We start from the raw sequence: 22,066 nt of genomic DNA on the forward strand, positions 1-22,066 counted from the left end.
ATTTCAGGCGGTAATACGTGAGGTCATCAGTTCAGTGCGTAGGCAATCACATAATCACCCACATTGGTTCGCATAAAGTGATGCCCGCCCGCCATAATCACCAGATACTGTTTACCCCCCACAGAATAAGTCATCGGTGTGGCCTGGCCTCCGGCAGGTAACGTATCGCTCCAGACTTCTTTACCGGTGTTACTGTCGTAAGCCCGGATCTTGTTATCGGTGGTGGCCGCCACAAAGGTCAGTCCGCCTGCCGTAATGACAGGACCGCCATTATTCGGTGTACCGATGTTGATCGGTAATTCGGTAGGCAGACCAAACGGACCGTTCTTCTCAGCACTGCCCAGCGGGTGCTGCCAGAGCACCTTCTGTGTATGCATATTGATCGCGGTGATCATGCCATAAGGGGGTTCGTTGCACAGCATGCCGGTCAGCGGTGCGAAGAACGGGGAGACATTAATCCCGTAAGGTGTATCCGCCATCGCGCCGTTACCCTCCGCACCCCCGCCACCAGGCTTATAGGCCGGTGAATCGATAGAAATCAGCCCCTGTTTGTCGGCTTCTTTCCTGCTGACCAGCTGGTCATACATCGGGGTATTGTTCCAGTTTGCGATAAGTAAACCGGTCTGCGGATCATAGGCCACACTGCCCCAATCGCTGCCGCCGTTATAACCGGGATATTCAATCCAGGGTTTGGTGATCGACGGCGGGGTAAATTCACCGACATAATTGGCTTGTCTGAATTTAATCCGGCAGGCCAGCTGATCAAACAGCGATATCCCCCACATTTTGGCTTCGGTCAGCGGTTTCATCCCCAGGCGAGGCATATCCACAGACCAGGGTTGCGTCGGACTGCGCGGGTCGCCCGGGATCACTCCGGCAGGTGCCGGTTTTTCTTCCGTTTTACTTAACGGCTGACCGGTGGCCCGGTTGAGGATAAATGTCTGTCCCCGTTTGGTCGGCACGATCATGGCGGGAATGCTCTGACCCTTTGTGCCAGGGAAGTCAAACAGGGTGGGTTGTGAACCGATATCGTAGTCCCAGACATCTTTGTGTACGGTCTGGAATACCCATTTCTCAGCACCTGTTTTAACGTCCAGCGCCACGATAGCAGAAGACACACGGTTCTCGTTCGGTGAACGCAGCGCACTGTAGTAATCGGCGGCGGAGTTACCGGTAGGGACATAGACCAGACCCAGTTTATCGTCACCGGTCATGGCGGCCCAGGAGTTCGGGGTGCCGCGGCTGTAATAGTGATCACCTGTCGGTTCGCTGTGCACTCCCGGGTTATTGACATCCCATGCCCATTTGAACTTACCGGTTTCTGCATCATATCCCCGGATCACCCCGGAAGGGGCCCAGCGACGCTGCCCGTCCAGCACTTCGTGGTTCACAATAATCACACCATCGACGATGGGTACCGGTGCCGTAACGGCGACGAACCCGGGCACAGTATGCCCCAGGCCGGTTAACAGGTTAGTCTGGCCGTGATCACCAAACTGCTGACATGACTCGCCGGTCCGGGCATCCACTGCAATCAGACGTTCATCAAGGGTACCGACGATCAGGCGGTTATGGCATGCCTGGCCTTCCAGAACCACATGAGAGGTATACCAGGTCAGACTTTTGCAGGCCGCGGTATACGGAATACTTTCATATTTGACGCCACTGTCATGCTTCCAGATTTGTTTCCCGGTGGCGGCATCCAGCTTGATAATATTATTGCGCGCTGAACACACATAAACGGCATTGCCGACCTTGATCGGGGTATTTTCTGCGGCCCATTTGTTGACCTGACCGGGTTGTGGCAGGTCACCGGTGCGGTAAGTCCATACCCGTTTCAGTTGGCTGACATTACTGGTGTTGATCTGACTCAGCGGAGAAAAACGTGTGGCATGAGTATCCCGGCCGTAATAGGTCCAGTCGCTGTCAGGCTGAGTGACCGTCGGAGGATTATCCTGACGGGCCAGAGGCGAATCCGGCGGGGGTGCCGAAGAACGATAGGTGTGAAACGGCACGAAAGCCATGCCAAAGGCCGCGACGAAAATAACCACGAACAGCCCCGTCAGACCACGGCTCAAGCCTTTTTTACGGCCACCATTTAGCGACGGGAGGGCCAGAGACAATAAAAACCCGAGTACGGTCAGTAAAGACAGTCGCGGTACCCAGCCCCAGTAATCGCTGCCACTTTCGTACAGTGTCCATAACACTGAAGCCACATACAGCACAAAAAACAGCCCGATCCCTGAGCGCCTGCCTTTAAACAGCAGTACAGAGGATATCAGCAGCACAATCCCGGCGAGCAGATAGTACCAGGACCCGGACAGAGAGATTAAATAACCGCCGCCAAAAATGAGCGGAAGGGCACAGAGGAACAGGATAACCGCCATTATCCTGACAAATAATGGTACTTTTTTCATTAGTACATCCCCGATACGCAGAAGACTTTCTGCCTTTGGTAAAGAAATGTCTTTCAGGTTAATGTTATGTTAATTATTAGTTCATTTAATGTAACCTTTCAAATAATGATCTCACTTATTTTCATCAGGTAATCATGAAATGGCGGGGTACATCCGACAGAAGGGTTTGCATGGGAAGGGGTTATACACCGGCCACAGGTCCGGCGAGAGAATGAAATAAAAGAGATGGGATTTTAGAGGGTTACGAAGAAAAAATGTGGCTCCGGCGGGTTTTCCCGGGGGGATGCCGATGGCCCCATGTGACCTCACCATACGGACAAATATCCCGGGGAGGCCGGTGCCGGTGAACGAAGAGTGCTCTGTTAGTTTTTCCGGACAGACGAGTCAGTTGCCGCAGGACGGATACCGGTGAGGGTCGGCATCACCTGTTTGATCATGGCAAGAAAATGGCGCATCCTGGCCGGATAATAGCTGGCCCACGGATAGGTCAGCCAGACCGGTAATGCTGTGGCCTGCCATTCAGGCAGCGGTTCCTGCAGGCGGCCAGCGGCCAGATCATCTTCTGTCACCCAGGAGGAAATCAGCCCGACGCCCAACCCTGAAAGTGCTGCTTTATGTATGGCGAAGATACTGTCACTGCTCAGACGGGGATGAATAGTGATGGTCTGGCTGATACCGGTATGTACATTCTTCAGTGTGACCTCGGTGCGATAGAAAGTACTGAGCGACAGCCAGGGAAGGGCTGCCAGTTCGGGAAGCGTCTTTAGTTCCGGAGCAAGGGCTAACAGGTCCGGAGTCGCAACGATACGTCGCGGAACTTCGGCAATCTGTATCGCCACCAGTCCCGGATCACTGAGCGCGCCTACCTGAATAGCACAATCGATGTTTTCGGCGACGAAATCCGGTGTCCGGTCATTCAGCATCCACTCGATATTCAGCTCCGGGGAGTGCTTCAGCCAGCGCACCAGTGGCCCGATCAGTTGATCCTGACCGAAAGCATGCGGAGCGCGTACCCGTAAGGTACCGACCGGTTCATCGCGGGTCTGGGTCAGATCATCTTCCAGGGCATGCCAGTTACCGACCAGTTGTCCGGCATGGCGATAGCAACGCTCCCCGTCATCCGTTAATTTCAGGGCATGAGTGGTTCGCAGGATCAGTTTCTGGCCAAGCATGTTTTCCAGGGCCTGAAGTCGCCGGCTGATGGTCGGCTGGCTGACACCTAGCTGCCGTGCCGTGGCCGACAGACTGCCACTTTCAACGATCCGGATAAAGGTTTGCATCAGTTCAATGCGGTCGATGCTTCCCGCGGGGATTATTTTCATACGCTACAGGTATAACAGTTCTTCTTTATTTACGTCTACCATGTATTACCTGTTTCAGGTCTACTGAGCGCAACTCAGAGACGGAGAAACTATCATGTCAGCAATTGAGCAGACCATGAACGAACAGAAATTATCAGCACCGCTGCTGTTTACCCTGGCCACCGGTGCAGGGTTGAGCGTTGCTGCCATTTATTACAGTCAGCCCCTGCTGGGGATTATGGGGAAGCAGTTTAACGCCACTACAGCTCAGTCAGGTCTGATCCCGATGCTGACCCAGATAGGATATGCCCTGGGGATCCTGTTACTGACACCGCTGGGCGATCGGTTTGATCGCCGCAAACTGATCGCCCTGAAAGGCCTGATGCTGGTACTGGCATTAGTGCTGTGCGGAATAGCCCCCGGGCTGAATTTATTGCTGGTTGCCAGTCTGCTGACCGGCCTGGCCGCCACGGTCGCACAGGATATTGTTCCGGCATCGGCGGCTCTGGCCCCGGAACAGAGTCGCGGAAAAACGGTGGGAACGGTAATGACCGGACTACTGACCGGCATATTATTGTCACGGGTGGTCAGCGGGGTGATTGGTGAGTACCTGGGCTGGCGCAGTCTGTATTTCCTGGCAGCGTTTTCGGTCTTACTGATCACCCTGGCATTGTGGCGGAGACTGCCGGCGTTCCGGCCGGCGGCGCCGGTGCCGTGGACAACACTGATGCGTTCGCTGTGGCACCTGTGGCATGAGCATACTACTTTGCGCCGGGCCGCCATTGCTCAGGGCCTGTTATCGGTGGCCTTCAGTGCCTTCTGGTCAACGCTGGCGCTGATGCTGTATCAGGATTTTCATCTGGACAGTGCGGTTGCCGGGGCATTCGGGCTGGCCGGTGCCGCCGGGGCTTTAGCTGCACCACTGGCAGGAGGGATGGCCGATAAAATGGGTCCGGCCCGGGTCACACAGTTGGGGGCAGGTCTGGTGATTGTGGCTTTCGCTATCATGCTACTGATGCCGTTTCTGCCGGCTCACGGACAACTGGGCCTGGTTATCCTGAGTGCGGTGATCTTTGACCTGGGGATCCAGGCCTCGCTGGTGGCTCACCAGACGCTGGTCTTCCGGCTGGTGCCTGAAGCCCGAAGCCGCCTGAATGCTCTGCTGTTTACTGTGGTGTTTATTGGTATGGCCGCAGGTTCTGCACTGGGAAGCCTGGCACTGACTCACGATGGCTGGAACGGCGTGGTCGTGGTGTCCATCGTGGCCGCGATAGCCGCGTTAATCGTACGCTTGTGCAGTCGTCATTTGCATAATTAAACCTGTCGCCGGGGCGGTTCAATACCGCCCCGGCCAGTCCTTTCCTGCGTCGACCTCGTCCTTATTTGCTATAAATGCAAATGCTTATCATTTGATTTACTGTTTGCCGGCCTCAGTGCTACTATGTTCCCTTGTCCCTAAATTGCAGAAACGTCCTGCCCTGGCCGACCCCTTAATACCTATGGATCACATACTTTCTGAACCCGGTGAACAGTCATTCTCTGTGGCGGATTTTCTCGAATTTGGTCACCGGTACGCGATTGATTACCGTTTTCCGGCAACGGATGAACAGACGGCTGTGGTGCGCGGAAAGGTAGAAGAGTGGCAACTGGCGTCCGGCCTGAACGTCACTCACTCTGACTTACACATTCTCCGGCCTTATGAGTCAACCTCCGCCGGGCATTCGCCACTGTTTTTGCTGGTGGTATTAGAAGGCTGTGTGGATTTACGCCTCAACGGCCGCCCCTTAAAGATTACGGCAGGAACAGTCTTAAGTACCAGGCTGGGGAAACAAGGCATTCTTCACGCCAGTCACCAGAAAGATCAGCGGCTGGTCACTGTCTCACTGGGCATTAATCCTTCTCAGTTTTCTGTGAACCCGTCGCGGGTCACACTGCCGGAAAGCTGGAGAAAGCATACCTCGCCCTGTGCCGTCTGGACGATGCCGGACCATATGATGATCAGCATGCGTTTTGCTATCAGCCGGCAGACACCGGCCATTGCCCGTGAACTGATGCTGGAGGGACTGATGCTTCAGCTACTGGGCCTTACGATGGATCAGCAGATCAGGAACGGCGTGCCGCGTATTCCGGCATTACCTGACGGCCATTACCGGCTGGAGGCTGTGCGTCAGTTACTGGAGTCCAGTCCGGAACAAAACCATACGCTGGATTCACTGGCAAAAACGGCGGCGATGAGCAGCAGTAGTCTGCGAACGAAGTTCCGTCAGGCTTATGGTGAGTCAGTGTTTAATTATCTGCGGGACTGCAGACTGGCGCTGGCCCGTCGTTATCTGTTGCAGGGATACAGTGTGCAGCAGGCGGCGTGGATGTCCGGTTATCAGCATGCCACCAACTTTGCGACCGCGTTCCGGCGTCGTTACGGGATTGCCCCCAGCGGCCTGAGCAGCGATCTCTCTTTCAGAGCCTGAAAAATGCCTTAAACCCGCCAGTTTTGTCGTTTGCCATACATAAACCGTCACCAGGCATAGCGGCTGACGTCATGAATACCGCAATAATAGCGCGCGAACAGTCAATAAAAAAAAGGTTGAGACGCTTTATGGCAAGGCAGATTACGGCAACACATTTCCGGTTACGTTTATGCGGGCTGGCAGTCAGCTCTGCATTAGCATTATCGCCCTCGTGGTGTGCGGCGGCGACAGACACTCTGGTGGTGACGGCCAGCGGAGGACAGGATCCACACAATGCTGTCGCACCTTATGTGAACAGTGCGACCAAATCGGCGGTTCCGGAGAGCCGTACGCCACAAACGATTGATTCGATCAGCCAGCAGGAAATTGCTCTGCGTCATGCGAATTCGCTGAACGAAATCCTGCGTTACGATGCCGGTGTTTCGACGGAGTTACGCGGGGCGACCACGTATATGAGCGAATATAAAATCCGTGGTTTTGATGCTGAGCATGAATATTATGACGGGCTGGAATTGCCCTATAACGTCACCGGGAATACTAAAGCCTCCATTGACCCGATCCTGATTGATAAGGTCGATATCCTGAAAGGACCTTCGTCGGTGCTGTATGGTAATGCTTCACCCGGCGGGCTGGTGAATATCCAGGGTAAAAAGCCTCAGTCAGTACAAAGTGCTGACGTTGGGTTCACCACCGGGAACCGCGGCCTGAAAGAAGGGTATATCGACTCCACCGGTCCGATTGCTGACAGCGACTGGGATTATCGCCTGATCGCTAAAGGCAGTGAAGGGAATGACCAGGCCGTGACCACGAAACATGAAAGCTATCTGATAGCGCCGTCGGTCAGCTGGCAACCGGATGATCATACCCGCCTGACACTGGATGCCTTATATCAGGATCAGCCCAGTCTGACACCTTCCAACCCGCTGCCACTAGCCTATTTACGCAGTGGCTATGCCTCGCGCCGGGCTTATGCCGGTGACCGCTGGAATGGTTTCAGGCAGCGTGAAGGGATGCTGGGTTACAGTTTTGAACATCAGTTCGACAGTGGCTGGGGCGTGGTGCAGAAAGCCCGCTATTTCAGCGTGGACACCCATCAGCAAAGTATTTATGCCACCGGCACCGGCAGCAGTGATACTCAGCTTTCCCGCTTTGGTTACACGACTGACGAAGGGCTGAAAAGCATCAATATCGATAACCAGCTGACCCGGACCGTCCGTCTGGGGGAGTGGCAGCACCATCTTCTGGCAGGGTTTGACTACCAGCACCTTAGCTCGCATATGACCTACCGGTATGGGACCGCCTACCCGGGCATCGATATGCTCAGCCCCGACTACAGCCAGGTGACCAGCGATAACCTGGGGCTGTATACTGCCACTAATGACCGGCTGAGTTTCAACCAGCGCGGCTATTATCTGCAGGACCAGGTGGAATATGGTGCGCTGAATCTGATGGCGAGTCTGCGCTATGACGATTACCAGTCCGCCACCACCGACTATCTGAACGCCGGCAGTCAGCAGGCTATCGATCAGCATAAAGTGAGCAAACGCCTGGGCGCGTTGTATCAGTTCCGCAACGGTATCGCGCCTTACCTCAGTTATTCTGAAGGCTTCCTGCCGGTATCTCCGCAGGGAACGCTGACCGCCAGCCAGGCGAAAGCGACGACCAGTAAACAACTGGAAGGCGGGGTAAAATATTTATTACCTGACTACGCCACCACCGTCACGGCGTCCGTTTTCTCTATCAGAGAGAAAAATGTTCTGACCACGGACTATACCTACACTGCCGCCGGATTACTGAACTACCGCCAGACCGGTGAAGTGCAGTCGAAGGGGGCTGAGGTGAGCCTGGTCAGCCGTCCGCTGGATAATGTGAATATCATTGCGAATTATGCCTATACCCATGCCGTGAATACGAAAGACGCGCTTTATCAGGGCAAGCGGGTGACTCAGGTGCCGGAAAACAGCGTTAACCTGTGGGGAGATTACACTTTCACCCATGGAACACTGAACGGCTTAATGCTGGGGGCCGGAGCGCGTTACTTCGGTAAGAGCGAGATAACCGCAGACAATTCCCTGCCCGCCCTGGGAGGAAATACGCAGTATGATGTGGCTGTCAGTTATGACATGGGCGTGCTGAGCTCATCGCTGAAAGGTCTGACCGTGAAAGCCGGTGCGCAGAACCTGACCAATAAGATGACCTATACCTGTTACAGCAGCAGCTATTGCTGGATAGGCCGTGATCGTACCTGGCAGGTCGGTGTTAACTATCATTTCTGATCCCGGCAGGCCCCCGGCGGAGTGAGGGTCGCGGGCCCCGCGAGACAGATGGCGGGGCCCGCCCGGCTTATTGCAGGGCGTACTTTTTCACTTTATCAAACAGTGTACTTTTGGCGATGCCCAGCGCCTCGGCAGCCTGCGAGATATTACCGTGATGCTTACTGAGCTCGGAGATGATCAAATCCTTTTCAAAGTGTTCAACCATCTGTGGCAGGCTCAGTACATGGTCAGAACCATGACGCCCGGCTTCCCCGGTCATCCCCAGTACGCAGCGTTCCGCTTCGTTACGCAGTTCACGTACATTACCGGGCCATGGCCAGGTCAGGTAATTCTGCATTTTGACGGTATCAATTTCCGGGATCTCCCGTCCGAAGGTGGTGGCCGCAACCCCGGAAAAATACTTAAATAACAGCGGAATATCTTCCCGACGCTCACGTAATGGCGGGATGGGCAGCTCAATGACATTCAGGCGGAAATTCAGGTCAGCACGGAATTCCCCCTGCTCAGCCAGTACGCCGAGGTCGGCTTTTGTCGCGCTGATCACCCGGATATCCACGGGAATGGGCTGATTGGCACCCAGCCGCTCAATCTGCCGCTCCTGCAGGACACGCAGCAGTTTGATCTGCATCGCCATCGGCATACTTTCGATTTCATCGAGGAACAGCGTTCCCCCCTGGGCATATTCAATTTTACCGATACGCTTCTGGGTGGCTCCGGAAAAGGCCCCGCGCTCGTGACCAAAAATCTCGCTGTCAAACAGGGTCTCCGGCAGGCCACCACAGTTGAGGGCCACGAAATTACCCGGCCTGCCGCTCAGGTCATGAATACAGCGGGCGAGTAATTCTTTTCCTGTGCCGGTTTCACCATGGATCATGACATTGGCCGGGGTGGAAGCGATGTTTCTGACCATTTCCCGCAGTTCACACATGGGCTGGGCATGGCCGATAAAGCGGCTGTCCAGGTCACTGACATGCGCCAGTTGCTGACGTAATTGAGCCACTTCCAGCGTCAGCTTACGCTTCTCCAGCGCACGTCTGACCTGCTGGATCAGCACCTGGGGAGAAAAGGGTTTCGGTAAGAAGTCATAAGCGCCACTGCGCATGGCTTCTACCGCGGTCAGAATATCGCCATGCCCGGTGATCATGATAATCGGGATGGCAGGGTCGCTGGCCTGCATCTGTTGCAGGAAATCCATGCCGCTCAGTCCGGGCAGGCGCAGGTCGGTGATGATGACGCCGGTAAACGCGGGCGGAAGCATCTTTTTGGCTTCTTCTACCGAGCCGGCACCACTGGCAGTGATGCCTTCAATCTCCAGAGACTGAATACAACTGGTACGGACAGACTCATCATCTTCAATAATTAATACGTCATAGTCAGCCAATGAGATCCTCCTGCTGTTCAGGACTTAATTGTAGTCTGATAGTGAAACGTGCTCCGCCCTGACTCAGGTTGTCAGCACTCAGACTACCGTTGAAACCTTTGATAATATCTGCCGAAATGGCTAATCCCAGCCCGAGCCCGGTGGTTGTTTTGGTGGTAAAGAAGGGCTCGAAGATATGATCGATAATGTCATCAGAAAGGCCCGGGCCGTTATCGGTCACTTCAATAATGGCTTCGGAAAAGAAACGAAACAGACGAACACTGATGACCGGAGATTCGCGATTATCCAGCACATCAATGGCATTCGCCAGCAGGTTAATCAATACCTGTTCCAGCCGCAGCCCGTTACATTCCGCGTAAATCCCGGTCGACTGAACATCCTTATGGATGACGATATGTTTTTTCTCCAGCCGGTGCTTCAGCAGCATCAGGACATTGTCGATACACCGGCTCAGCCGGACCTGGCTGACACTCTCATCTGAAGGGCGGGCGAAGGAGCGTAACTGGCCGGTCAGCGAGCCGATGCGCTCTACCAGAGCAGTAATCCGCAGCAGGTTATCCTGTGTTGCTTGCAAATTTCCGCGTTGCAGGAAAATGATCGTATTCTCTGAATAGGCCCGGATAGCGGCCAGAGGCTGATTAATCTCATGGGCCAGGCCTGCAGATAACTGGCCAATGACCGCCAGTTTCTCGGTACGGATCAGCTCTTTCTGCAGGTTTCGTTCCCGTTCTTCAAACCCGAGCCGCTCGCTGATTTCTTTCTCCAGCTCAATATTTTTATTCTGCAGTTCGCGGCTTCTTTCGGCGACCAGGACTTCTAACTGACCGTAGGCATTGCGGATAGCGTCATTATTCTCGGCAATTTTCCTCACCAATTTCATCCGTTGACTGACCAGATACCCAAAGAAAATAATTGAGGTCAGAATACTGTCCAGTAACGCAATACGCAGCCAGACATTGCGGAAGACCGGCGAGGCTGAAGCCATTCCGGTTAAGTACATGGACGTTCCGGGAATATCAGCACGGGCGGTGATAAAGGTCTCACCGCGGACAGACATTAACCGGAGATCGTCTCCGCAGATGCTCACGCGGATATCCGGCAAAGGCGTGATTTTATATCCCCCGAACTGGCGGGTATTTTCCACGGCCCGCAGAGAGTCGGCACCGGTTTCGGAAAAGGTGTGATATTTCCAGCCCGGAATATTGGAGGAGATAATAATTCCTGCGGCATCAGAAAGCGCAAGTGGCTCGCTGAGAGGAGCATCCGGAATAAACAGATGATCCATATTAATTTTTAATGCCAGTAGTCCGATATTTTTCCCCGCGACTGACATGCGGGTAGAAAGATAATATCCCGGCATATTTTGTGTGGTCCCGACGGCATAAAAGGCCATCACCTGCCCGGTAACCGCCTGGCTGAAGTAGGGACGGAAAGTAATATCATGACCCCGCAACGCATTCGGGCCGGACGTCTGTTCCGACGCGACGATGATCCCTGACTGAGAGGCAAGAAAAACCTGGTCAGCACCAATCGCATGACTGATATTTTTGAGTTTCTGGCTGATATTTTCATAGGGGTAATTCTGCGGAGACAGCAGATAATTTTGCAGGTCACTGTCCATGGCCAGTGTCAGTGGCAAATAACGGTATTTATCGAGATTACGTTCAAAGGTATTAATTTTCCGCTGAAGACTGCGGTGAATATCGGATTGAGCCTGACCCAGTAACCGGGGAACGAGGTAATGATAGCTGAGCAGATTGGCGGCTAAAACAAAGAAGATAAGACAAACTGCCAGTAGCAGACTTTTACGAGAGAAATTAAAAAAGCTATTACCTTGCGATGTGTTGTTTTCTTCCTGAACCATAACCTCTTGTCCTGCATCTTTTATTTTTTTGCCGGATCCGACCGCCGGGCAGAGACCGGCGGTCGGGAACTGAGGAGTGTTTCAGACGTCCCGGATAGCTGTCAGTAAATATTGATCAATACAATAGTCAGTACCGCCATCACCAGACGCGATACGGCGTATCCGACGGTATATCCGATAGCGGGTACGGAGCTTTTCGCTGCATCCTGAATTGCCCCTAATGCCGCTGTGGTTGAACGTGCACCGGCACAGACACCGAACAGGATCCCCGGATGGAAACGGAACACGTAGCGTCCTAATAACAGCCCTACAATCAGTGGAACCATTGTAACAATAATCCCACAGATAAATAAGGGGAGCCCGTAATGTTTCAGTCCGCCGATAAAGCCGGAAGCGGCATTAATACCGACAATGGCAATAAATCCGTTCAGGCCCAGATTGTTTAATAACCAGATAGCCGGGTTCGCGATTTTACCGAAGGTCCGTTTGACTGAACGGATATAACCACAAATCACCCCGGCAACAATGGCACCGACATTGGTTCCCAGGCTCAGAGGAATACCACCGACATGAATGGTGATAGCCCCTACCAGGCAACCAATGGCAATCCCGGCACACATAAACATTAAATCTGAACTGTTGCTGTTACGGTCAGCATAGCCGGTTTTCACCGCCAGAGCTGCCACATCTTTACCTTCACCTTTGACGGTCAGGACATCACCTGTTTTCAACGGTCTGTCCATATCCAGCGGCAGCGTTTCATCCGCACGGCTCATGGATAACAGGAAGATACCGTGGCCCGGGCGATTAAATTCGCTGTAGACCAGGTCGCCCAGCGTTCTGCCTCGGGTGGCGGCTTTACTCAGGACGATATCCACTTTTTCGGTGGCAAAGTTCAGTAAGTTAACGTCGGCACTTTCCGGTCCGATTAATGACTGGCTGGCAACGATATCTTCCAGACGACCGGAGGCAATAATCTCCGCACCTTCAGTCAGGAGGGTATCGGCTTCACACTGAGTGACCGCGCCTTCCGGTTGCATACGGATACGACGGATAAAGACTTTGTGACCCAGCATGTCTTCGGCTTCTGCGACAGTTTTTCCTACGAAATCAGGGTTTCTGACATTCAGTGCGCGGGCAACATGGCTGATGTAGGCCGAATCTTTAACTTCCTGCGAACCGCCGTGGGTTTTTTCATAGTCGCGGCAGGCCTGAGGCAGATCGATTTTCATCAGTTTCGGACCAAGAGTGGCCAGGAACCAGGCTGAACCTGCGGTACCGAACGGATAGGTCACGGCGTAGGCGACAGGGAGTAATGCGGCGGCCGCGGCAGCATTCTGAGACATCACGCTGGAGGCGACGCCCAGCACGGTGGAGTTAGTATATCCCCCGGATAACAGCCCGGCGGTCAATGCAGTGTCGTAATGGAAGATTTTACCCAGGGCGAAAGCGGTTCCCAGGCCGGTTAAGCAAATAATAACGGTGAAAATAACCTGAGGTAATCCGTCGCTTTTTAATGCACGGATAAATTCAGGGCCTACGGCATAACCGACGGCGAATAAAAACATATCAAAGAACGTGGATTGCATGACCGGAGAAATATGCAGGCCCAGCTGACCAATCAGCAGGCCGGCAATTAATGTACTGGTGACCACGCCGAGACTAAATTTTTTAATTGTAAATGTGCCGAACCATGCCCCTAATGCCAGAGTCAGATATATCGCAATATCCGGATTCTCACGCAGAGTGGAAATTAAGAAGTTCATGATTTTCTCCTGAAGGAAAAAAGCGGGGCGGCTCGCGCCCCGAAAAGATAATCCCTGAAATAAATCTGAATGAGTAATTAGTACTGCGGGTTATAAAGTTTTTCTTCGATCCAGCTACGGATATTTTCCGGACGTTCAGCCTGTGCCAGGCCATTGTCGAACATATATTCGGCAATTTTCACTGCGGTAGTAATTTCTGTTTCCAGAATGTTGTGCTGGCTTGGGTAGAGCATGCCTTTTTTCTGCATGTCAGCAGTGACCTGATTTGCGGTGGCATGGGCTGCAACAATAAAGCACTCATCGTCTAACAGCAGTGGTCGGGCAGCGTAAGTTGCCAGGCCAATCGCAGGATAGATGTAGAAGTTGTTGGCCTGACCTGGCAGGAAGGTTTTACCGTTCATTTCAAATTCAGGGAACTGAACACCGGCAGCAAACAGAGCTTTACCTTTTGACCAGGTGTAGGCTTGTTCTGCAGTACATTCGACTTTACTGGTTGGGTTGGACAGGGCAAAAATAATCGGACGTTCATTAATTTCACTCATTTTTTCAACCACCGCCTGAGTAAAGGCACCGGCACTGGTACTGACACCAAACAGAATTGTCGGTTTAAAATCATTGATGACTTTAACCAAATCCCGGGTAGGTTCGGCATTCAGTGCGAATTTCTGTTGTTCAGGGCTCAGATCGTCACGGGAAGTTTCAATCAGACCATTGATGTCCATATAGGCCACACGGGAGCGGGCTTCTTCCTCTGACAGACCCAGGTCGCGCAGTTCTGAACAAATCAGTTTACCGATACCGATACCGGCTGAACCTGCTCCGTAGAACAGAATGCGTTGTTCTTTCAGGTCTCCGCCTGTGATATTCATGGCACTGAAAACACCGGCTAATGCGACGCTGGCAGTTCCCTGAATATCATCGTTGTAGCACAGGACTTTATCTTTGTAGCGATCCAGATAGCGGATAGCATCGGTGCCTTTCCAGTCTTCGAAATGGATGCAGCAGCCAGGGAATACAGTCTGTACAGCCTGAACAAACTCTTCGGTCAGTTCATTCAGTTCTTCTTCACTTACCGGCGCTTCACGGGTACCCAGATACAGCGGATCGTTACGCAGTTTTTCGTTAGTGGTACCGATGTCGAATAATACCGGCAGCAGGCAGTCTGGTGGTACCGCAGCACAGGCAGTGTACAGCTGCAGTTTACCGATAGGGATGCCCATACCGTTCGCACCGATATCACCCAGGCCCAGAATACGACCACCGGTAGACACACAGATAAAGCGGACGTCTTTGACTGGCCAGTTTTTCAGGACTTCCGCCATACGGCCTTTCATGTGGCGGGTGATATACATACCGCGAGGACGGCGGTAAATATGACCGAATTCCAGGCAGGCATCAGCAACGATTGGATCGTACAGGATAGGGATGAAGCGCATAGGGTCTGACATGACGGTTTTATAGAAAACCACTTCATTACGTTCTTCCAGGCCGATCAGATAGATGTAGCGTTCCAGATCATCCTTTTTGCTGTCCAGGTGATTGAGTACACGTTGTACCTGCAAATCCAGCGACTCAACAGAAGGAGGTAACAGACCTTCCAGTTTTTTGTTTTTACGTTCCTGGTCGTTAAAGGCAGTACCTTTGTTGTGTGCTGCATTATGCAGTAATTCGAGACCTGAAAGGGTAGTGGTTTCCATTGTCATGATATAGCTCCTGTAGATAAGGAATAAATCAATTAAGTAACTTGCTCGCTAATACTTATTGCAAGGGGTGTGCCAGTTTTTATTTAAAATTATCCCCATGAAAATAAAGGTTTTTTTATTTTAGGCTTTTTTGCGGCGTGCGGAATTCCGGAAATAGGCAAGTAAATCCGGCTGGTTTCCCGACCGGGAGTTATTTTTGTACAGACCGAGGGGTTAAATTAATGTAGCCGGAAGACCCTATAGGTTAAATCAGGGGAGGCGTTTTTTAGCATTTTTTTAAGGTTACGTCCTGTCCGGAAAAATAGCATGACTTTGAGTTTCATCCGGACGACAGCTTTTATTCCGGCGGCTAAGTCACGTAATAAACAATTATTGCGTAATGGCGATTTTGTGAACGTCAGCCGGCGATCAACGCGCTTTCAGCAGTCCGTCGGCGTCGGTTTTGTCCGGTTTTCCGTCCCGTATCTGTTGCCGGCCAGGGAAACCTGGCGTGTCACCGGATTTCCGGTTTGCCGGAAGGTATCCGGAGTCCTGAGACCCGGTACTTATAAAGAAGAAGGGAAGCCGGATGGATAACACAGGATTGCGGAGCCGTAACGCAGGGCCGGCAGGCGGGGAACATGTAATGGCACAAAAATTCATGACCCGTAATATTCATCTCTGTTGTAATTATTTCCTGTTGAGCCCTCCGGCTTTCGGTCTTTTTTATACCGGCCCTATGGGTCAGACAGAGGGGCATTTCACCGGGCGATCATCTTTCTGCAGTGAGTAAAGCATTAAAGGAGTCAGAAGTAATGAAAATGAGCACGTCAAAGACACGGGCTAAACATATTCGTTTTCCGCATCAGATGCTCAGTGATATTCAGGAGTCTCTGAAACAAGAGAGCAGTGAAAATTTCTCCGCCTGGGTGATTGAAGCCTGTCGCATCAGACTCAGAAAACGTAACTGACAGACGTTCCGGTGATCCGGACAACGTTTGTTGCTGGCCCTGACGGGCCTTTTTTGTCTCTGTGATTTACCGCCCGGCACAGCGAATGGGCTCAGCGGAGTTCCCTGCCGGTATCCGTCTTTCCTGATATACCTTTAGTCTCTTTCACCGTCTCCCGGCTGCTGTGAGCCGGTCATACCGGTTACTCCGGGACCGGCCGGTCGGACGGTGTTCTGATGTGGCTCACAAAATACCCTCTGCAGATCCCGAAAACATGATGCACCTCGCTTTTCAGTATTAAAGTTGCATGAATGTTAAATTCTATTGCTACTTTATTTCTATTGCCTCTGTGTGAGGCAAAATATTTCTGAATGCCGGGCGCGGAGTCTCTGACGAAAAACGGGGCCTGCATGCAGGTAGTCAGGGGCCGAAATGCGGATGAGTCAGTGAGCAATGACGGGGGTAGCACTGTGTTAACCATACTGGGTTTTGCGATGGTTGTCTGCTTTATGTATCTGATCATGACCAAACGGATGTCGGCGCTGATTGCCCTGATCATTGTACCGACAGTGTTTGCCCTGGCGGGCGGCTTTTATCACGGTCTGGGAGAGATGATGCTCAGTGGTGTGAAGGCGCTGGCACCGACCGGGGTGATGCTGACTTTTTCGATCCTTTATTTCGGCCTGATGATCGATGCCGGGCTGTTTGATCCGCTGGTGCGTTTTATCCTGAAACTCGTTCGCGGGGATCCTCTCAAAGTTCTGATGGGGACTGCCATCCTGACGTTGCTGGTTTCGCTGGACGGTGACAGTTCTACTACCTATATGATAGCGATTGCCGCGTTTCTTCCGCTGTACCGCAAGCTCGGTATCAATATTCTGGCGATGACCTGCCTGGTCAACCTGGCCAGCGGAATTATGAACCTTTCTCCCTGGGGCGGACCGACGGCCCGTGCCGCCGCCGCGTTACGGATTGATGCACTGGATATTTTCATTCCGATGATCCCGGCGATGTTACTGGCTTGTGTGACTCTGGTGGGTGTGGCCATCGGGTTCGGTCTTCGTGAACGGCGGAGAACGGGCGTACTTCAGGCCGAAGCCCATGACTATGACGTGATCAGCCTGGGGGCCGGCGATGAGAAAGAGTGCGAGGCCAACCGTCGTCCGAAAATGTTCTGGCCAAACTTTATCCTGACCACCGTATTGCTTGTGCTGCTGGTGATGGGGGCATTACCGATCCAGATCCTGTTTATGCTGGCGTTTGCTGTGGCCGCGATGCTGAATTACCCGTCCCTGAGCCAGCAGAAAGAACGGATTGGTGCATATGCCGGGAACGTGCTGGCGGTCACCTCATTAATCTTTGCTGCCGGCATTTTTACCGGCATCCTGTCCGGTACCGGAATGGTGGATGCAATGGCGAAAAGTCTGCTGGCCGTCATCCCTCATAGTTTTGGTCCTTATCTGGCGGTATTCACGGCTATCGTCAGCCTGCCTTTTACCTTTTTTATGTCTAATGATGCGTTCTATTTCGGGATCTTACCGGTCATCGCGCAGACGGCCGCAGGCTATGGTATTTCTCCGGCGGAGATAGCCCGGGCTTCCATTGTTGGTCAGCCGTTCCATCTGCTGAGCCCGCTGGTTCCCTCGCTTTATCTGCTGGTGGGGCTGGCGAAAGTGGATATCGGTGATCACCAACGGTTTTCGATCAAGTGGGGGATCCTTATCAGCCTCTCGCTGTTGATCGGCGGGATCCTGTTCGGGGCGATCCCGGTCTACCGCTGACCGATCCGGCGATCGTTAACCGGAGAGGGGTCAGACGGTTATCTTATATTTATGGATATATCAGGCTGGCACCTTCTGCATAGGGCCAGCCTTCTGCAACCTACCTGCCTGACCGGGCGTCAGCGCAGAACTGGCCTGCACCCTGCCATTACCGATGCCGGGCCCCGGAAAACCAGCCTGACAGGTCCGGGGCGGGCAGGTGATGGAGATCGAGGGTCGCGTTATCACGGCAGGGCCGGTCATCTGTTTTTCCTATAGGTTAGTTTTTCGATAACCAAAGGTTCAGTAATCGGGATTTAACTTACCTGACCGCTGATTGCACACTGTTCCTTATCACTGTTATGGGGAATGACTATGTCTGAATCTATCGATACTTCCGGCCTTAATTTGCAGTCGCACTGGATGCCGTTCAGTGCTAACCGTAACTTCCGGCGAGACCCTCGTTTTATTGTTTCCGCAAAAGACCGCTGGCTGACGGATGATAAAGGTCGTCAGTTATTCGATAGTCTGTCAGGGCTGTGGACCTGCGGCGCAGGCCATTGCCGGAGTGAAATCCAGGCTGCGGTCGCTAAGCAGCTGGGCTCTCTGGATTATGCACCGGCCTTTCAGTATGCCCATCCGTTTTCATTCCAATTGGCAGAAAAGATAGCGCAACGTATGCCGGGCGATCTCAACCATGTCTTTTTTACCGGTTCGGGGTCGGAGTCCGCCGATACGGCGGTCAAAATGGCCCGCGGCTACTGGCGTGCGAAGGGGTTACCGGCAAAAACCAAATTTATCGGCCGTGCCCGCGGGTACCACGGGGTCAATATTGCCGGGACCAGCCTGGGGGGCATTGGCGGTAACCGTAAAATGTTCGGACAGTTTATGGATGTGGATCATTTACCCCACACCTTGCAGACAGATCTGGCCTTTACTCCGGGACAAGCCACCACCGGCGGGGTGGAACTGGCCAATGAGATGCTGAAACTGATTGAGCTACACGATGCGTCTAACATTGCCGCGGTCATTGTCGAACCGCTTTCCGGCTCTGCGGGGGCGATTATCCCGCCACAGGGCTATCTGCAGCGGCTGAGAGAGATTTGTGACCAGCATAATATTCTGCTGATATTTGATGAGGTGATCACCGGTTTCGGGCGTATGGGGCGCTGGACAGGGGCTGAGTATTTTGGTGTGACGCCGGATATCCTGAACTTCGCAAAACAGATCACTAACGGTGCGATCCCGATGGGCGGTGTGGTTGCCCGTAGCGAAATCTATCAGACCTATATGTCCCAGCCCTTGCCGGAACATGCGGTTGAATTCGGTCATGGCTATACCTATTCAGGGCATCCTGTCGCCTGTGCCGCGGGGCTGGCCACCCTGGATCTGCTGGAAAAAGACGACCTGATCAGCCGCTCAGCAGAACTGGCACCGGTATTTGAGAAAACACTGCACAGCCTGCGTGATTGCCCGAATGTCGTGGATATCCGTAACTGCGGGCTGGTGGGTGCCATTCAGCTGGCTCCCCGCGACGGCGATGCCGCCATCCGGCCTTTTGATGCCGGTATGGCACTCTGGAAAGCCGGTTTCTATGTGCGTTTCGGCGGAGACACGCTGCAATTCGGACCGATGTTTACCACGCAGCCTGAGGAGCTGGATCGGCTGTTTGATGCGGTGGGTGAATCCTTACACGGAATTGACTAAGTCCCGTCGGACACCACAAAAATTGTATCGGCCGGGCTTATGCCCGGCTTTTTTGATCTCGCTGGCCGGGCAAAAAGGAACGGGCGTTCAGAGGTATCCGGCAACTGTGCGGCCTGCGGGGATGAGAAGTGTTGGCAGTTTCTGACGGATATCAATGCCTGCAGATCCTTCTTCCGGGATCCGGATAGGGTACCCTGACTGGCGGACAGCTCAGTAAAAACCCACTTTTCAGTATACCGTTTAAACTCTGCGCTGAAATTCCTTTTGATTTAAACATCTGTAATGTTCTGAGATGAGCATATGACCTTTCAGGTGGCTAAATTCAGTGTGCCGCTACAGCTGAGTTTTAGCCATTGTCTGGCAGAGATCCTCCGGCTTGCCATGGCCCACGTCGGGGCCGTCCCGGGTATCTGAAACACTTCTGCAGGCTTAAGCCCCCTCCGGGACGCAAGTTGTAATATAAAAGAAAAAGCAGGCCAAAGACGTTAAAATATCCGCAAAAAAATACCGCTCACCTTGAGCCTTTCGTGTTTACCGGGAGGGGATTTTTTCTTTATTTGCAGACTGAAAAAAATAGCTCTATGACACAGATATGGCCGGCAAAAAAACGGCCACTCCCTTATTTTTTCCTGATTATGGTGTCATATATGACACTTTGATATATATATGACAATGATAATGTCAAATTCGACAAGGTAAGGTTCATATATGACACTTTTTCCTGAGCGTATTTTTTCCACTCTGAATGAGGAGGAGCTAAGTATTGAACTGAAAAAGCGCATGAAAGAGCTTCAGATCAATTATGAGGATATGTCGTTACAGATTGGCGTATCACTCTCTACCTTTAAGCGAATGATTAACCGGCCATACCAGGCAAAGTATAGCCAGGTGGTCGATCTTGTTCGTGAGCTTGGGGGGGCAATTTGCATAGAAATGTAATGGTTTATCTGCACAGCACTCTGGCCGGCATGCTGACTCAGTCGGATAAAGGGTATACATTCAGCTATCAGCCTGATTATCAGGGCCGTGCAATATCGCTCAGTCTACCCCTGAATGGCGGGCCTTTTTTTTCTGAAGTCCTGCATCCCTTTTTTCAGGGACTCGCGCCCGAAGGATGGCTTAGAAAACGGTATTCGGAGATTCAACACCTTGATGAAAAAGACCTGCTCGGAATGCTGATTGCGAACAATCAGGACTTGCTCGGAGCGATTACCCTGGAGCTAAATAATGACGTATGAAAGGTGCCTGATAGGGCTTCATCCGTTGAAGCAGAAAGAAAAAGCCGCAGGGCGATGTGTGAAAGAATCACAAGCCTTATTCGGTAAAGACAGTGATATATATCAGCTGCCATTTACCCGCAGTGATTTTGTCAGGACACAGCCCGCTAAGCAGAAGGGGATGAGTATCTCCGGCGTGCAGCCAAAACTATCTTTACGGATGAGTGATCAGGGCCAGCTTGAGGTTACACCCACCAGCGGGGAATATATTCTTAAGCCCTCCCCTGAGCAATTCCCGGGGCTGGCAGAAAATGAACATGCCATTATGTGCTGTATGAAGGAACTGGACTTTGATATTCCTGGTTTCGGGCTGATCCCATTCGCTGGAGAGGACGGGCAGGAGCGGGCTGAGCTGGCTTTTATTATCGAACGTTATGATCGCCATGGCAGCGTTAAAGTTCACCAGGAACAATTAGACGGTGCGATGTCCGTGAATGATAAATATGGCCTGAATGCCGTGGGGCAGCCAGCGATCAGCTATGAGCAGGCAGCACGCTTTCTGGTAACGAACGTGGATGGCTCACTGCAGTCGAAACGAGAAATTTTCAAACGGGTTGTTTGTGCTTATATGCTCGGAAATAACGACTTTCATCTGCGAAATATTGGTATTATTCACCCTGCGAATGGGCCTCTGTTACTTGCGCCGGTTTATGATTTTGTGAGTGTTGTGCCGTACCATGAATCGTTCGGTTCGACTCTGGCCCTCCCGCTACTGGCGCGTGAAGAATGCGACCAGTCATTAGCTGACGGCCTGGACTCGGGTATTGGTGAATATATCGGGTATGACTTCCTGGAGTTTGCCCGTGGCATAGGACTGAATGAAAATCTTGCTAAGAAAGAGCTCGATAAGCTTCTGCTTGCACAAGAAAAAATCTTCGGGATCATCAACGACAGTTATATGTCAGATGAACATAAAGAAAAGGTCACTCAATATATTAACAGGCGGATGATGCTGCTTGATATGACAGATAAACCCTGATAATCCATCCTGTTGTAAATATGACCCAGGCTTCTTATCTCCGGACTGTCGGACGACCAGTCAAAACCGTATTTTCAGGGAGTTGATAACCGATTAAAAGTCCGGCTTCTGATTTCCTGCTGAAGCCGCTCTTCAGGCTATATTCGGAGGCAGTCCGGCGGCGATTTTACAGGAGAAAAGATAATCTCGTTGGGTACGTTTGAACTCAGTCATTATCACGTTTTCCGTAATAGGGTCA

General features: G+C 52.4%; 16 protein-coding genes. 10 read left to right on the forward strand and 6 right to left on the reverse strand.

What is annotated here, in order from left to right; all coding sequences use genetic code 11:
- Positions 1–26: 26 nt before the first annotated feature.
- Complete coding sequence (locus GTPT_RS03440; RefSeq protein ID WP_029990727.1) at positions 27–2,417, reverse strand: membrane-bound PQQ-dependent dehydrogenase, glucose/quinate/shikimate family; 2,391 nt, start codon at positions 2,415–2,417, stop codon at positions 27–29.
- A 362-nt stretch (positions 2,418–2,779) separates the two neighbouring features.
- Positions 2,780–3,739 (reverse strand): LysR family transcriptional regulator, encoded by a 960-nt coding sequence (locus GTPT_RS03445; protein WP_029990726.1) that lies wholly within the window; start codon positions 3,737–3,739, stop codon positions 2,780–2,782.
- Positions 3,740–3,833: 94 nt separating this feature from the next.
- On the opposite strand from GTPT_RS03445, the gene GTPT_RS03450 reads away from it, so the two are divergent.
- From GTPT_RS03450 to GTPT_RS03460, 3 genes are all read left to right on the forward strand, one after another.
- On the forward strand, positions 3,834–5,036 hold the full coding sequence (locus GTPT_RS03450) for an MFS transporter (protein WP_025904073.1): 1,203 nt from the start codon (positions 3,834–3,836) through the stop codon (positions 5,034–5,036).
- A 181-nt stretch (positions 5,037–5,217) separates the two neighbouring features.
- Positions 5,218–6,186 (forward strand): helix-turn-helix transcriptional regulator, encoded by a 969-nt coding sequence (locus GTPT_RS03455; RefSeq protein ID WP_025904074.1) that lies wholly within the window; start codon positions 5,218–5,220, stop codon positions 6,184–6,186.
- A 128-nt stretch (positions 6,187–6,314) separates the two neighbouring features.
- Complete coding sequence (locus GTPT_RS03460; protein ID WP_051170813.1) at positions 6,315–8,462, forward strand: TonB-dependent siderophore receptor; 2,148 nt, start codon at positions 6,315–6,317, stop codon at positions 8,460–8,462.
- 67 nt (positions 8,463–8,529) lie between these two features.
- Here the strand turns inward: GTPT_RS03460 and GTPT_RS03465 are convergent, their stop codons facing one another.
- The 4 genes from GTPT_RS03465 to GTPT_RS03480 form a co-directional block, all read right to left on the reverse strand.
- Positions 8,530–9,843 carry a sigma-54-dependent transcriptional regulator gene (locus tag GTPT_RS03465; RefSeq protein ID WP_029990724.1) on the reverse strand — a complete coding sequence of 438 codons (1,314 nt, stop codon included), beginning with the start codon at positions 9,841–9,843 and terminating at the stop codon, positions 8,530–8,532.
- Positions 9,836–11,707, reverse strand: a complete 1,872-nt coding sequence (locus tag GTPT_RS16670) for a sensor histidine kinase (RefSeq protein ID WP_025904077.1) — start codon at positions 11,705–11,707, stop codon at positions 9,836–9,838. Before GTPT_RS16670 ends, GTPT_RS03465 begins: the two co-directional genes overlap by 8 nt.
- Before the next feature lie 101 nt (positions 11,708–11,808).
- Positions 11,809–13,473, reverse strand: coding sequence for an aspartate:alanine exchanger family transporter (locus GTPT_RS03475; protein ID WP_025904078.1), 1,665 nt, complete (start codon positions 13,471–13,473; stop codon positions 11,809–11,811).
- A gap of 77 nt (positions 13,474–13,550) precedes the next feature.
- Positions 13,551–15,176 carry an NAD-dependent malic enzyme gene (locus GTPT_RS03480; protein ID WP_025904079.1) on the reverse strand — a complete coding sequence of 542 codons (1,626 nt, stop codon included), beginning with the start codon at positions 15,174–15,176 and terminating at the stop codon, positions 13,551–13,553.
- Between the two features lie 306 nt (positions 15,177–15,482).
- On the opposite strand from GTPT_RS03480, the gene GTPT_RS03485 reads away from it, so the two are divergent.
- The 7 genes from GTPT_RS03485 (at position 15,483) to GTPT_RS03520 (ending at position 21,828) form a co-directional block, all read left to right on the forward strand.
- The gene (locus GTPT_RS03485; protein WP_025904080.1) at positions 15,483–15,752 is read left to right on the forward strand and encodes a hypothetical protein; all 270 of its coding nucleotides are present in this window, start codon (positions 15,483–15,485) and stop codon (positions 15,750–15,752) included.
- Positions 15,753–15,970: 218 nt separating this feature from the next.
- Positions 15,971–16,126: a YlcI/YnfO family protein gene (locus GTPT_RS16910; RefSeq protein WP_071780125.1), complete on the forward strand. Its 156-nt coding sequence runs from the start codon at positions 15,971–15,973 to the stop codon at positions 16,124–16,126.
- Between the two features lie 449 nt (positions 16,127–16,575).
- On the forward strand, positions 16,576–17,886 hold the full coding sequence (locus tag GTPT_RS03495; protein WP_029990718.1) for a CitMHS family transporter: 1,311 nt from the start codon (positions 16,576–16,578) through the stop codon (positions 17,884–17,886).
- Between the two features lie 354 nt (positions 17,887–18,240).
- The gene (gene aptA, locus GTPT_RS03505) at positions 18,241–19,572 is read left to right on the forward strand and encodes an omega-aminotransferase AptA (RefSeq protein WP_029990716.1); all 1,332 of its coding nucleotides are present in this window, start codon (positions 18,241–18,243) and stop codon (positions 19,570–19,572) included.
- A gap of 708 nt (positions 19,573–20,280) precedes the next feature.
- A complete protein-coding gene (locus GTPT_RS03510) occupies positions 20,281–20,511 on the forward strand; it encodes a transcriptional regulator (protein ID WP_038010889.1) in 231 nt (76 codons plus the stop codon).
- A complete protein-coding gene (locus tag GTPT_RS03515) occupies positions 20,496–20,810 on the forward strand; it encodes a HipA N-terminal domain-containing protein (RefSeq protein ID WP_025904086.1) in 315 nt (104 codons plus the stop codon). Before GTPT_RS03510 ends, GTPT_RS03515 begins: the two co-directional genes overlap by 16 nt.
- Positions 20,800–21,828, forward strand: coding sequence for a type II toxin-antitoxin system HipA family toxin (locus GTPT_RS03520; RefSeq protein WP_029990713.1), 1,029 nt, complete (start codon positions 20,800–20,802; stop codon positions 21,826–21,828). The genes GTPT_RS03515 and GTPT_RS03520 overlap by 11 nt, the downstream gene beginning before the upstream one ends.
- The last annotated feature ends 238 nt before the right edge of the window (positions 21,829–22,066 follow it).

The organism is Tatumella ptyseos ATCC 33301, assembly GCF_000735525.1.
GTDB classification, from domain to species: domain Bacteria; phylum Pseudomonadota; class Gammaproteobacteria; order Enterobacterales; family Enterobacteriaceae; genus Tatumella; species Tatumella ptyseos.

What these genes read in the sequence shown, in the direction of transcription:
- GTPT_RS16670 (WP_025904077.1), bottom strand. Translation starts at nt 11,707, where the DNA reads ATGGTTCAGGAAGAAAACAACACATCGCAAGGTAATAGCTTTTTTAAT.
- aptA (WP_029990716.1), top strand. Translation starts at nt 18,241, where the DNA reads ATGTCTGAATCTATCGATACTTCCGGCCTTAATTTGCAGTCGCACTGG.
- GTPT_RS03455 (WP_025904074.1), top strand. Translation starts at nt 5,218, where the DNA reads ATGGATCACATACTTTCTGAACCCGGTGAACAGTCATTCTCTGTGGCG.
- GTPT_RS03510 (WP_038010889.1), top strand. Translation starts at nt 20,281, where the DNA reads ATGACACTTTTTCCTGAGCGTATTTTTTCCACTCTGAATGAGGAGGAG.
- GTPT_RS03520 (WP_029990713.1), top strand. Translation starts at nt 20,800, where the DNA reads ATGACGTATGAAAGGTGCCTGATAGGGCTTCATCCGTTGAAGCAGAAA.
- GTPT_RS03485 (WP_025904080.1), top strand. Translation starts at nt 15,483, where the DNA reads ATGACTTTGAGTTTCATCCGGACGACAGCTTTTATTCCGGCGGCTAAG.
- GTPT_RS03450 (WP_025904073.1), top strand. Translation starts at nt 3,834, where the DNA reads ATGTCAGCAATTGAGCAGACCATGAACGAACAGAAATTATCAGCACCG.
- GTPT_RS03460 (WP_051170813.1), top strand. Translation starts at nt 6,315, where the DNA reads ATGGCAAGGCAGATTACGGCAACACATTTCCGGTTACGTTTATGCGGG.
- GTPT_RS16910 (WP_071780125.1), top strand. Translation starts at nt 15,971, where the DNA reads ATGAAAATGAGCACGTCAAAGACACGGGCTAAACATATTCGTTTTCCG.
- GTPT_RS03480 (WP_025904079.1), bottom strand. Translation starts at nt 15,176, where the DNA reads ATGACAATGGAAACCACTACCCTTTCAGGTCTCGAATTACTGCATAAT.
- GTPT_RS03445 (WP_029990726.1), bottom strand. Translation starts at nt 3,739, where the DNA reads ATGAAAATAATCCCCGCGGGAAGCATCGACCGCATTGAACTGATGCAA.
- GTPT_RS03475 (WP_025904078.1), bottom strand. Translation starts at nt 13,473, where the DNA reads ATGAACTTCTTAATTTCCACTCTGCGTGAGAATCCGGATATTGCGATA.
- GTPT_RS03440 (WP_029990727.1), bottom strand. Translation starts at nt 2,417, where the DNA reads ATGAAAAAAGTACCATTATTTGTCAGGATAATGGCGGTTATCCTGTTC.